Consider the following 11,958-nt stretch of genomic DNA (forward strand, 5'->3'; position numbering starts at 1 on the left):
CCGCGCGTGAACAAACTGCTGATGCACCCGGCCGCGAAGCCGCTGGTCTTCGTGCTGTGCCTGCTGCCTTTCGCGTGGCTGGTCTATGGCGCCTTCACCGATGGCCTGGGCGCCAATCCGGCGGAACACCTGATCCGCTCGAACGGCGACTGGACGCTGCGCTTCATCTGCATCGTGCTCGCCATCACGCCGCTGCGGGTGATGACCCGCTTGAACGCGCTGGCGCGGTTTCGGCGGATGCTGGGCCTGTTCGCCTATTTCTATGTCGTGGTCCATCTGCTGAGCTACGCCGGGTTCGACATGGACTTCGACGTGGCGGACATTGCCAAGGACATCGGCAAGCGGCCCTTCATCCTGGTGGGCTTCAGCGCCTTTGTGCTGCTTACGCCGCTCGCGGCGACCTCGTTCAACCGCGCGATCAGGGCGATGGGCGTGAAGCGCTGGCAGGCCTTGCACAAGCTGATCTACGTGATTGCCGGGCTGGGCTTGCTGCACTTCTTCTGGATGCGCGCAGGCAAGCACAACTTTGCGGAGGTGTTCGTCTATGTCGCGATCATCGCGGTGCTGCTGGGCTGGCGCGTCTGGTACTTCGCGAGCAAGAGGAGGGCGCTGCCTCAGCGCCCGCTCGCTGCGCGGGCGCGAGTGACCGAATAGCGGCTTTGCCGTCGTTCAGTCGCCGAATCGCTCGCTGCGCAGCTGGTCCTCGATGCTTTCGCGACGGCGGATCACGGTGGCACGCTCGCCGCTCACCAGTACTTCGGCCGCGCGTCCGCGGGTGTTGTAGTTGCTGGCCATCGCCATGCAGTAGGCGCCGGCGGAGAGCACGGCCAGCAGGTCGCCGGCCTGCACGTCGAGTGCGCGGTCGCGGCCCAGCCAGTCGCCGCTTTCGCAGATCGGGCCGACGACGTCGTAGGTGATGGTGCGGCCTGGGCCTGCAGTCAGCGGCACGATCTGCTGGAAGGCCTGGTACATCGCCGGCCGCGGAAGATCGTTCATCGCCGCATCGACGATGCAGAAGTTCTTCTCTTCGCCGGGCTTGGTGTAGAGCACCTCGGTGACGCAGACGCCGGCGTTGCCGACCAGCGAGCGGCCGGGCTCGACGATGAGCCGCCGCCGGCCGAAACCCCGCGCATCGAGCCGCTGCAGCAATTGCCGCCAGAGCGCATCGGCCGCGGGCGGCGTGTCGCCGTTGTAGTCGATGCCCAGTCCGCCGCCGAAGTCGAGGTGATGCAGCGCGACGCCTGTTTTCTCGATGGCCTCGACGAGGTCGAGCACGCGTTCCAGCGCCTCCAGGTAAGGCGAGGCTTCGGTGATCTGCGAGCCGATGTGGCAGTCAATGCCGACCACTTGCAGGCCTTTCAGCGACGCGGCATGCTGGTAGATCGCCACGGCGCGGTCGTGCGCCACGCCGAACTTGTTGCCCTTGAGGCCGGTCGAGATGTACGGATGCGTCTTCGGGTCGACGTTGGGGTTGATGCGCACGCTGATCGCGGCGCGGCGGCCTTCTTCGAGCGCCACCGCATTGAGCACGTCGATCTCGGCCTCGCTCTCGACGTTGAAGCATCCGATGCCGGCCGCGAGCGCCTGGCGCATTTCGCTGCGCGTCTTGCCGACACCGGAGAAGATCACTTTGGCGGGGTCCGCGCCGGCCGCGAGCACGCGCGCCAGTTCGCCGCCGGAGACGATGTCGAAGCCGCAGCCGGCCTCGGCGAACACGCGCAGTACGCCCAGTGAGGAGTTCGCCTTGATGGCGTAGCAGACCAGTGCATCGCGGCCTTCGAATCCGCGCTGGTAGGCGGCAAGCGCATCCAGCATCCATTGCTTCGAATAGACGAAGAGCGGCGTGCCGTGCTCGCGCGCCAGTGCTGCCAACGAAAGTCCTTCGACATGGAGCGCGCCGTCCTTGCGCGCGATATGGGGATGGCCTGGCAGCCGTTCTGCGTTCACTTCGTGCCCTCGCTCGTGGCGGGGGCGCTGGCGGCGCCGGCCGGGGCCTTCACGGGCGCGGGCGTATCGGCCGACTCCGGCTTCGTCTCGCCGGCATCACCGGATCCGGGCTTCAACAGCTCTGGCAGGGTGGCGCGGTTCTTGGCCGCAGGCGTGGTGGGCAGATAGAGCGGGCCTCTCTGGCCGCAAGCGGTCAAAGCGACCCCTGTGAGCACGAGGGCTGCCGCGCTCACTAGAATTTGGCGAACATTCAACATGGCGAAATTGTAATGACCGACCCCGAGTACATGGATCGCGCGGAAGCAGCACTGGCCGCCATCGAGCGCGGGTGCGATCGCATCAACGATGCGACCGACGCCGATATCGACAATCAGCGCGTGGGCGGCATGATCACGATCACTTTTCCCAACCGCAGCCAGTTGATCGTCAATCTGCAGAAGCCGCTGCAGGAGATCTGGCTGGCGGCGCGTTCCGGCGGCTATCACTATCGGCACGACGGCCGTGTGTGGGTGGACACCAAGACCGGCGAAGAGTTGTTCGGCAACCTGTCGCGCGAAGCGACTGCGCAGGCCGGGCAGCCGCTCGCGTTCAGGGCTGACTAATTGCGGAACAGGTCGAGGATCTTGCTGCGCTCTTCGGGCGCGGGCGCCGGGCTGATCGGCACGCCGGTGATCGATTCGACCGGCGGTGTCGGCGCCGTGTCGACGCCGAGCGTCGCCACGCCGCGGCCCGGTGCGTAGTCGTCGTAGTACCACTCGCCGCCGACGTTGACGACGCCGGCGGGCACCGGTATCTCTGCCACCGGAACACCCTTGATCGCGGTCTCCATGTAGGTGATCCAGATTGGCAGGCTCAGGCCGCCGCCGGTCTCGCGGTCGCCCAGCTTGCGCGGCGTGTCGTAGCCCATCCATGCGACGGCGGCCATCGTCGGCTGGAAGCCTGCGAACCACGCGTCGAGGGAATCGTTGGTGGTGCCCGTCTTGCCGTAGATGTCGGTCCGCTTCAGCGTGGCTTGCGCCTTGGCCGCGGTGCCGCCGCTCGCCACCGATTGCAGCAGGCTGTCCATGATGTAGGCGTTGCGCTGCGGGATCACGCGCAGGGCGTCATTGAGCAGCGGGGGTTGCGGCTCGACCAGGACCTTGTCCTTGTGGTCGGTGATGCGCGTCACGAGATAGGGATTGACGCGGTAGCCGCCGTTGGCGAACACCGAATAGGCCGTCGCCATCTGCATCGGCGTGACGGAGCCGGCGCCGAGCGCCATCGGCAGGTAGGCCGGGTGCTTGTCGCGGTCGAAGCCGAAGTTGGTGATCCAGTCCTGTGCGTAGTGCGTTCCGATCGATTGCAGGATGCGGATCGACACCATGTTCTTGGACTTCATCAGCGCGCGGCGCATCGACATCGGCCCGTCGAAGCCGCCGTCGTAGTTCTTCGGCTCCCAGGGCTGGCCGCCGGTCGTGCCTGCATCGAAGAACAGCGGCGCATCGTTGATGACCGTGCTGGGCGTGAAGCCCTTCTCGAGCGCGGCCGAGTAGATGAAGGGCTTGAAGCTCGACCCGGGCTGGCGCCAGGCCTGCGTGACGTGGTTGAACTTGTTCTTGCCGAAATCGAAGCCACCCACCATGGCCTTGACGGCGCCGTCGCGTGGATCGACGGCCACGAATGCGCCTTCGACCTCGGGCAACTGGGTGATCTCCCACGTGTTCTTGGGCGTTTTCGCCACGCGGATCACCGCGCCGCGACGGATCTTGATGTTGGGCGGTGCCTTGTCCGACAGCCCCGACTGCGCCGGGCGGAGACCCTCGCCGACGATCTGCAGCGTGTCGCCGTTGCTGCGAACGGCGGTGATTTCCTTGGCGTTGGCCTTGAGCACCACGGCCGACATCACGTCGCCGTTGTCCGGATGTTCGGCCAGGGCGTCGTCGACCGCTTCGTCGAGCTCCTTCGGATCATTGGGCAGGTCGACGAATTTCTCGGGGCCGCGATAGATCTGGCGCCGCTCGAAATCCATGATGCCCTTGCGCAAGGCGTTGTAAGCCGCCGCCTGATCCGTTGCCACGAGCGTGGTGTAGACCTTGAGGCCGCGCGTGTAGGTGCTGTCGCCGTACTGGGCGTACATCAGCTGGCGAACGGTCTCGGCGACGTACTCGGCGTGCAGGCGCGTCGGGTCCGCTGCGTCGCGAAGGTGGAGTTCTTCCTTCTTGGCTTCGGCTGCCTGCTCGGCCGTGATGAAGCCGGCTTCCTGCATCCGGTCGATGACGTAGAGCTGTCGTCCTCTCGCGCGCGTCGGGTTGTTGACGGGATTGTTGGCACCGGGCGCCTTCGGCAGGCCCGCGAGCATCGCTGCCTGCGCGATCGTGATGTCCTGCAGCGGCTTGCCGAAATACGCTTCGGAGGCCGCTGCGAAACCGTAAGCCCGGTTGCCGAGATAGATCTGGTTCAGGTAGATCTCGAAGATCTGGTCCTTGGTGAGCAGATGCTCGAGCTTGAAGGTCAGCAAGACCTCGTAGATCTTGCGCGTCAGTGTCTTCTCGGAACTCAGGTACACGTTGCGCGCGACCTGCATCGTGATGGTCGAGGCCCCCTGGCTCTTCACGCGGTTCAGGTTGGCGAGCCCGGCGCGCAGCATCCCCTTGTAGTCGACGCCGCCGTGGTCGTAGAAGCGCGCGTCCTCGGCTGCCAGCACCGCATCCTTCATGACCTTCGGGATGGTCGCGATGGGCGTGAGGTTGCGTCGCTCCTCGCCGAATTCGCCGATCAGGATGCCTTCGGACGAGAAGACGCGCAGCGGCAGCTTGGGGCGGTAGTCGGCGAGTTCGGAGATGTCCGGCAGATTGGGATAGGCGACCGCCAGCGCGACGGCGATGACGCAGACCAGCGCTACCGCGCCGGCCGCGGCGAGCCCCAGTCCCCACAATATGACGCGCAGCAACCATGTCAGCCAGGCGGCGCGCTTTGGAGGGGGAGGTGTCTTGGCTGGCCTGTTGGGGCGAGGGGTTTCTGGCATTGAGGCCCTGAGAGTCAGCGGACATTATAAAAACCCCGCCCCCTTCGCGGCCCGCTCGTAGCATCTAGGCCCCAAGTACGCCAATTTGTGACCTAAGTTGCAGATCGCTACCGTCGCGTCGACTTTTGACAACGAATGCACATCCCAGGAGGTTTCACCGCTTGGTCGGCTCGATACCTTACTGATAGCATGCAACCACACGCAAATTTTTCCAATCGTTACAAACGGACGGGATCGAACTTGGCTGCATTGGGATCGTTGTTTCGCCGGCAGCCCGCGCCATTGCTCGGGCTGGATGTCAGCTCATCCAGCGTCAAGCTGGTCGAGTTGGGCCGCGATGCGAGCGGCAAGCTGGTACTCGAACGCTGCGCGATCGAGCCCCTGGAACGGGGATGGATCACCGACGGCAATGTGGAAAAGTTCGATGAGGTCGCCGAGGCGGTCCGGCGCGTGGTTCGCAAGAGCGGCACGCGCACCAAGAATGCGGCGCTGGCCCTTCCGCCTTCGGCGGTCATCACCAAGAAGATCGTTCTTCCCGGCGGCATGAGCGAGCAGGAACTCGAGATCCAGGTCGAGTCCGAAGCCAATCAATACATCCCCTTCTCGCTCGACGAAGTCAGTCTCGATTTCTGTGTCATCGGACAAAGCGCCAATTCGACTGGCGATGTCGAGGTGCTGATCGCCGCATCGCGCAAGGAAAAGGTCCAGGATCGCCAGGGGCTGGCCGAGGCCGCGGGTCTGAAGGCGATGATTCTCGATGTCGAGTCCTATGCATCGCGTCTTGCAACGGCTCGGCTCATCGAGCAACTCCCCGGGCAGGGCCGCGATGCGGTGGTCGCGCTGTTCGAGGTGGGTGCGTTCACGACGAGCATGCAGGTCCTGCGCAATCAGGAAGTGCTCTATGACCGTGACCAGGCCTTCGGAGGTGCTCAGCTGACGCAACTGATCGTGCGTCAGTACGGCTTCTCGGCGGAAGAGGCAGAGACCAAGAAGCGCAGCGGTGATCTGCCCGACGATTACGGCTCGGGTGTCCTGAAGCCCTTCGTTGCGAGCATTGCGCAGGAAATCGCAAGGGCCTTGCAATTCTTCTTCACCAGCACGCCGCACAACCGCGTCGACTACGTGTTACTGGCGGGCGGATCGGCGGCGCTGCCCGGCCTGACGAGCGCCGTCACGCGGCAGACCTCCTTCGCATGCTCGCTCGTGAATCCGTTCGACGGGATGGAAATCGGCAGCGGGATCCGGGAGAAGAAGGTTCGACGGGAGGCCCCGTCCTATCTGACATCGTGCGGTCTGGCGATGCGGAGGTTTCTGCAGTGATTCTGATCAATCTGCTCCCGCATCGGGAGGCCGCGCGCAAACGTCGGCGCGAGACCTTCTATGCCATGCTGGGGATGTCCGCGCTATTGGGTGTCCTGATCGCGGGCGGGACGTATCTCTGGTTCCAGGCGCAGATTTCGAGTCAGCAGGCGAAGAACAGCTTTCTCCAATCCTCGATCACCAAGCTCGAGGGCGAGATCAAGGAGATCTCGACGCTGCAGTCCGAAATCGCGGCATTGCGTGCGCGGCAGCAGGCCGTCGAAGACCTGCAGGGCGATCGCAACATGCCCGTGCATCTGCTCAACGAGCTCGTTCGCCAGTTGCCCGACGGCGTCTATCTGACCACGATGAAGCAGGACAACCAGACGGTCACGCTCCAGGGCATGGCGCAGTCGAACGAGCGCGTGTCCGAACTGCTGCGGAATCTGGGGAACAACAGCCCATGGCTTGTCAAGCCGGAGTTGGTCGAGATCACCTCCGGGACGGTCACCCTGAGTCCGCGTGATCAGCGGCGGGTCGCCAACTTCACGATGCGCATCGGGCTCAAGCGGCCCACGGATGTTCAGAAGGCAGCCGGCCCGGCGGGCGCGGCATCCAGTGCCGTCAAAGGGTAAGTGCTCATCATGGCGACAAGACGCTCTTCCCAAATCGATCTCGCTGCCGCCATGCGGCGCTTCGGCGATCAGTTCCGCGGCCTGAATCCGAATGACCCGTCCGTATGGCCGCCTGTGCCTCGCTACGCGCTGTGCGTCGCCGTTGCCGTGCTGGTGCTGGCGGGACTGTGGTTCATCTGGCTCACCAACTCGAACGACGAACTCGACGCCGCGCGGGCCAAGGAAGTCGCATTGCGGGCGGACTATCAGAAGAAGGTGGCACAGGCCGCCAATCTCGACCTGCTGAAGAAGCAGCGCGAGCAGGTGCAGCAGTACGTGACGCTGCTCGAGAAGCAGTTGCCCAGCAAGGCAGAAATGGATGCGCTGCTCTCGGACATCAATCAAGCAGGGCTCGGGCGCAGCCTGCAATTCGAGTTGTTCCGTCCCGGGCAGATTTCCGTCAAGGACTACTACGCCGAGTTGCCGATCGCCGTGCGGGTGACCGGGCGCTATCACGACATGGGCGCTTTTGCCGCGGATGTCGCCAATCTTTCCCGCATCGTGACGCTGAACAATCTGGCCATCACGCCCCAGAAGGACGGCGCCTTGACCATGGACGCCACCGCGCGGACCTACCGGTATCTGGATGCCGAAGAGCAGGCCATGCAAAAGCGCGCGACAGCCGGAGCGAAGAAGAAATGAGAACGCTCCAATTCCTGTGCGTCGCTGTCGCCGTGGTCGGCCTGAGCGGCTGTGGCGGATCCGAGCAGGAGGATCTTCAACGCTGGATGGCGGATCAGAGGGCGCAAGTGCGCCCGACGGTGCCGCCGATCACCGAGCCGAAGAAATTCACGCCTCAGGCCTATACGGAAGCCGGTGCGATCGATCCCTTCAACATGCAGAAGCTCACACAGGCGTTGCGGCGCGACTCGAGCCAGCCGAGCACCTCGGGTCTCATCGCCCCCGAGCTGTCACGTCGCAAGGAGGCATTGGAAGCCTTCCCGCTGGACTCGATGGCCATGGTCGGCAGCATGAATCGCAACGGCCAACCTGTTGCGCTGATCAGCGTCGACAAGCTGCTGTATCAAGTGCGGGTCGGCAACTACCTGGGACTCAACTACGGGCGCATCACCCGTATCAGCGAAACCGAACTCGCCTTGCGTGAAATCGTGCAGGACGCCGCCGGTGAATGGATCGAACGCGTGGCGACGCTGCAGTTGCAAGAGAGGTCGAAATGAATCAACAAAAATCAAAATTCGCACAGGCATTGCGTGCGCTCGGGATGGCTGCGTTCGCACTCACTGCGGCTGCCATCGTGCATGCGCAGAATGCCATCGAATCCGTCACGAGCTCCATGCAGTCCGGCTCGGAAGTCGTCCGGATCGACCTGACGCAACCGCTCGCCGCCGTACCGAACGGCTTCGCCATTCAAACACCGGCACGCATCGCGCTCGATTTTCCGGGGGTGACCAATGCCATCGGCCGCTCGGCGATCGACATCAACCAGGGCAATCTGCGGTCCGTCAATGTCGTGCAGGCCGGTGAGCGCACCCGCCTGGTGTTGAATCTGAAGCAGGCCACCGCATACAAGACGGAAATCCAAGGCAAGTCGCTCCTGGTTTCGCTGGAGCCCGTGGCTGGCGCCGCGCTGGCCAGTTCCACGCCGGCGGCATTTGCCGAGAACCGCAACCGGGATACCTTGCCGCTGCGCGATGTCGATTTCCGACTCGGCTCGGAGAACACGGGGCGGGTGATCGTCGATCTGGCCAACAACCAGGTCGGTGTCGATGTCCGTCAGCAGGGCAAGAGCCTGATCGTGGAGTTCACGAAGTCGACCTTGCCCGAGGGCCTGCGCCGTCGCCTCGACGTCTCGGATTTCGGCACGCCCGTCCAATTGGTGACGACGCAGCAGGCCGGCGATCGCGTGCGGATGACGATCGATGCCAAGGGCGATTGGGAACACAGCGCCTATCAGAGCGAAAACCAGTTCGTGGTCGAAGTCCGCCCGCGCAAGGTCGACCCGACCAAGCTCACGCAGGGTGTCGGCTACACGGGCGAGAAGCTGTCGCTCAACTTCCAGAACATCGAGATCCGGTCGCTGCTCCAGGTGATCGCGGACTTCACGAACTTCAATATCGTGACCTCGGATTCGGTGACCGGCTCGCTCACCTTGCGCCTCAAGGACGTGCCTTGGGACCAGGCGCTCGACATCATCATGCAGGCCAAGAATCTCGGCATGCGCAAGAACGGCAGCGTCCTGTGGATTGCGCCGAAGGACGAGATCAACGCCAAGGAAAAGCTCGAGTTCGAGGCACAGGCCGCCATCGCCAATCTGGAGCCGCTGCGGACCCAGTCGTTCCAGCTCAACTACACCAAGGCCGTCACGATTGCCCAGGGCCTGACCGGGTCGGGGACATCCAGCGGTGGTTCGGGTTCGACGACACGCATCCTGAGTCCCCGCGGCAGCGTGATTGCGGAGGCGCGCACCAATCAGATCTTCGTTTCGGACATTCCCGCACGTCTGGCCGATGTCGCCGAACTGATCCGCAAGCTCGACATTCCCGTGCGCCAGGTGCTGATCGAAGCGCGCATCGTCGAGGCATCCGACACCTTCGGCAAATCGCTTGGCGTCAGGCTGGGTGGCGGGATCTCGGGCGGCAGCGTGGGCTCGACCAACGGCCATCAGGTGTTCGGCAACCTCGGTGTGATGCCGACCGTCACGGCGGGAACCGCGACCACGGCGTCGAGCGCGGTCACGAACTTCACCAACTCCAACTTCGTGAACCTGCCCTCCACGGGCGTGTCGGGGAACGGCAATGCGCCGGGCACCTTCGCGATTTCGCTGTTCAACTCCAGCTTCTCGCGCATGCTGAATCTCGAAATCTCGGCGCTGGAAGCCGACGGCAAGGGCAAGGTGGTTTCAAGTCCGCGCGTGGTGACGGCGGACCAGACCAAGGCGTTGATCGAGCAGGGCACCGAATTGCCTTACCAGGTCGCCACCTCGAGCGGCGCGACCTCGATCGCCTTCCGCAAGGCCAACCTGAAGCTCGAAGTCACGCCGCAGATCACGCCCGAGGGCAACATCATCCTGACGCTCGACGTCAACAAGGACACGGTGGGCCAGGCCACGACGGCAGGCTTTGCGATCGATACCAAGCATGTGCAGACCGAGGTGCTGGTCGAGAACGGCGGCACGGTGGTCATCGGTGGTATCTTCGAACTTACCGAAACCAACAACGAATCGCGGATACCGGTGCTCGGCGAAGTGCCCTACCTTGGCGCACTGTTCCGTACCCGCGATCGCTCTCTCAACAAGACAGAAATGCTCGTCTTTATCACCCCGAAGATGATTACCGATCGCAACGCCGCGCACTGACGCGCGGTGTCGTAGCTGTGTGGCTGTAGCACTCGTCGGCTTGCCCGGCGCCGGCAAATCCGCGGTAGGCCGCCGTCTCGGGCAGCGTTTGCGGCTTCCATTTGTCGACAGCGATCACCTGATCGAGGACCGGATCGGCTGCTCGATCCGGGACTACTTCGAGCGTGAGGGCGAAGCGAGCTTCCGTGAGCTCGAAGCATCGGTGATCGCGGACCTGGCCGCCAACGCCGCTTCGCAAGGCGTCGTCGCGACCGGTGGCGGCGCCGTGTTGCGGGAGTCCAACCGCACGCTGCTGCGCCGGCATTTCCACGTGGTCTATTTGCGATCTTCGCCCGAAGATCTGTTTCGGCGCCTGCGCCACGACGTCAAGCGGCCGCTGCTCCAGGTCGCCGACCCGCTGGGTCGCCTGCGGGATCTCTACAGCGCGCGTGATCCGCTGTACCGCGAAACGGCCCATGAGATCGTCGAGACCGGGCGTCCCTCGGTGGCCATGCTGGTGAACATCATCGTGATGCAGCTCGAGCTGGCGGGCATCGCTTCGCCCGAGTCCGACGTCGACCCGCCACTCTGAGAGAGAGATGGCGGCATGCGCCTAAACTCGGGGCCATGCGACTGTCCGTCCCTCCTGAAAGCGTCGAGATCCTGCTCGGCGAGCGCAGCTACCCGATCCTGATCGGCAGCGATCTGTTGAGCGAGCCCCGCCATCTGGCGGCCGTGCCGACGGGCAGCGCGGCCCTGATCGTGACCAACACCACGGTCGAGCCGTTGTATGCGGCAGCCTTGCGCGAGGCCCTGGCGGCCCGATTTCGCGCTGTCCATGTGCTGAGCTTGCCGGATGGCGAAGCGTACAAGGATTGGCGCACGCTGAACCTGATCTTCGACGCGTTGCTGGGCCATGGCTGCGACCGCAAGACCGTGCTTTTCGCGCTGGGCGGCGGCGTGGTCGGCGACATGACGGGCTTTGCCGCTGCGAGTTACATGCGCGGCGTGCCTTTCGTGCAGGTGCCGACTACCTTGCTCGCCCAGGTCGACTCGTCGGTGGGTGGCAAGACCGCGATCAATCATCCGCTCGGCAAGAACATGATCGGCGCGTTCTATCAGCCGAGGCTCGTTCTCTGTGACCTGTCGACGCTGTCGACCCTGCCGGCGCGCGAACTCAGCGCGGGACTGGCCGAGGTCATCAAGTACGGACCCATCCACGACCTGGACTTCCTCGACTGGATCGAGGCGAACATCGATGCCCTGGTGGCGCGGGATCCGGCCGCGCTGGCGCATGCCGTGCGGCGCAGCTGCGAGATCAAGGCCATGGTCGTGGGCCAGGACGAACGGGAGACCGGGCTGCGCGCGATCCTCAACTTCGGCCACACCTTCGGCCACGCCATCGAATCGGGCCTCGGCTATGGCAAGTGGCTGCATGGCGAGGCCGTGGGCTGCGGCATGGTGATGGGCGCGCATCTGTCTCGGCGTCTCGGCGGGATCGACGATGCCTTCGTTCGGCGTCTCACCGCATTGATCGAACGCGCGGGGCTGCCCGTGGTCGGGCCTGCGCTGGGTGCGGACCGCTATCTCGAACTCATGCGCGTCGACAAGAAGTCGGAAGCCGGCGAGATCCGTTTCGTCGTGATCGACAAGCCGGGGTCGGCCATCGTGCGCAGCGCACCCGATGCCATGGTGCGCGAGGTGTTGGCGCAATGCTGCGCGGCCTGAATCGAGCGCCG

At 64.3% G+C, this 11,958-nt stretch carries 12 protein-coding genes; 9 read left to right on the top strand and 3 right to left on the bottom strand.

The features are described from left to right. Positions 1–6 precede the first annotated feature (6 nt). Positions 7–654, top strand: coding sequence for a sulfite oxidase heme-binding subunit YedZ (locus WDLP6_RS05485; RefSeq protein WP_162591545.1), 648 nt, complete (start codon positions 7–9; stop codon positions 652–654). 15 nt (positions 655–669) lie between these two features. Here WDLP6_RS05485 and lysA read toward each other — a convergent pair whose 3' ends face one another. Further along, positions 670–1,947, bottom strand: a complete 1,278-nt coding sequence (gene lysA, locus WDLP6_RS05490; protein ID WP_162591546.1) for a diaminopimelate decarboxylase — start codon at positions 1,945–1,947, stop codon at positions 670–672. Continuing rightward, positions 1,944–2,204: an LPS translocon maturation chaperone LptM gene (lptM, locus tag WDLP6_RS05495; RefSeq protein WP_162591547.1), complete on the bottom strand. Its 261-nt coding sequence runs from the start codon at positions 2,202–2,204 to the stop codon at positions 1,944–1,946. Before lptM ends, lysA begins: the two co-directional genes overlap by 4 nt. A gap of 12 nt (positions 2,205–2,216) precedes the next feature. Here lptM and cyaY point away from each other — a divergent pair, with 12 nt between their 5' ends. After that, a complete protein-coding gene (gene cyaY, locus WDLP6_RS05500; protein WP_162566168.1) occupies positions 2,217–2,549 on the top strand; it encodes an iron donor protein CyaY in 333 nt (110 codons plus the stop codon). Here the strand turns inward: cyaY and WDLP6_RS05505 are convergent. Further along, on the bottom strand, positions 2,546–4,951 hold the full coding sequence (locus WDLP6_RS05505; protein ID WP_162591548.1) for a penicillin-binding protein 1A: 2,406 nt from the start codon (positions 4,949–4,951) through the stop codon (positions 2,546–2,548). The genes cyaY and WDLP6_RS05505 overlap by 4 nt on opposite strands. Positions 4,952–5,191: 240 nt before the next feature. On the opposite strand from WDLP6_RS05505, the gene WDLP6_RS05510 reads away from it, so the two are divergent. From WDLP6_RS05510 to aroB, 7 genes are read left to right on the top strand one after another with little or no spacing between them, the layout of a single operon-like run. Further along, complete coding sequence (locus WDLP6_RS05510; RefSeq protein ID WP_162570348.1) at positions 5,192–6,271, top strand: pilus assembly protein PilM; 1,080 nt, start codon at positions 5,192–5,194, stop codon at positions 6,269–6,271. Next, positions 6,268–6,885, top strand: coding sequence for a PilN domain-containing protein (locus WDLP6_RS05515; RefSeq protein ID WP_162570349.1), 618 nt, complete (start codon positions 6,268–6,270; stop codon positions 6,883–6,885). The genes WDLP6_RS05510 and WDLP6_RS05515 overlap by 4 nt, the downstream gene beginning before the upstream one ends. A gap of 9 nt (positions 6,886–6,894) precedes the next feature. Continuing rightward, positions 6,895–7,566 (top strand): type 4a pilus biogenesis protein PilO, encoded by a 672-nt coding sequence (locus WDLP6_RS05520; RefSeq protein WP_162594969.1) that lies wholly within the window; start codon positions 6,895–6,897, stop codon positions 7,564–7,566. Then, a complete protein-coding gene (locus WDLP6_RS05525) occupies positions 7,563–8,102 on the top strand; it encodes a pilus assembly protein PilP (protein WP_162591549.1) in 540 nt (179 codons plus the stop codon). Before WDLP6_RS05520 ends, WDLP6_RS05525 begins: the two co-directional genes overlap by 4 nt. Next, complete coding sequence (pilQ, locus tag WDLP6_RS05530) at positions 8,099–10,240, top strand: type IV pilus secretin family protein (protein WP_162591550.1); 2,142 nt, start codon at positions 8,099–8,101, stop codon at positions 10,238–10,240. The genes WDLP6_RS05525 and pilQ overlap by 4 nt, the downstream gene beginning before the upstream one ends. 19 nt (positions 10,241–10,259) lie before the next feature. After that, complete coding sequence (locus WDLP6_RS05535; protein WP_162566172.1) at positions 10,260–10,811, top strand: shikimate kinase; 552 nt, start codon at positions 10,260–10,262, stop codon at positions 10,809–10,811. Between the two features lie 35 nt (positions 10,812–10,846). Then, positions 10,847–11,947: a 3-dehydroquinate synthase gene (aroB, locus tag WDLP6_RS05540; protein WP_162591551.1), complete on the top strand. Its 1,101-nt coding sequence runs from the start codon at positions 10,847–10,849 to the stop codon at positions 11,945–11,947. The last annotated feature ends 11 nt before the right edge of the window (positions 11,948–11,958 follow it).

The sequence above is a fragment of the Variovorax sp. PBL-E5 genome (assembly GCF_901827185.1).
In the GTDB taxonomy this organism is placed as follows: domain Bacteria; phylum Pseudomonadota; class Gammaproteobacteria; order Burkholderiales; family Burkholderiaceae_C; genus Variovorax.

Excerpts from the sequence above, each read along its gene's own strand:
- WDLP6_RS05525 (WP_162591549.1), top strand. The coding sequence starts at position 7,563 with ATGAGAACGCTCCAATTCCTGTGCGTCGCTGTCGCCGTGGTCGGCCTG.
- WDLP6_RS05505 (WP_162591548.1), bottom strand. The coding sequence starts at position 4,951 with ATGCCAGAAACCCCTCGCCCCAACAGGCCAGCCAAGACACCTCCCCCT.
- lptM (WP_162591547.1), bottom strand. The coding sequence starts at position 2,204 with ATGTTGAATGTTCGCCAAATTCTAGTGAGCGCGGCAGCCCTCGTGCTC.
- cyaY (WP_162566168.1), top strand. The coding sequence starts at position 2,217 with ATGACCGACCCCGAGTACATGGATCGCGCGGAAGCAGCACTGGCCGCC.
- WDLP6_RS05520 (WP_162594969.1), top strand. The coding sequence starts at position 6,895 with ATGGCGACAAGACGCTCTTCCCAAATCGATCTCGCTGCCGCCATGCGG.
- aroB (WP_162591551.1), top strand. The coding sequence starts at position 10,847 with ATGCGACTGTCCGTCCCTCCTGAAAGCGTCGAGATCCTGCTCGGCGAG.
- pilQ (WP_162591550.1), top strand. The coding sequence starts at position 8,099 with ATGAATCAACAAAAATCAAAATTCGCACAGGCATTGCGTGCGCTCGGG.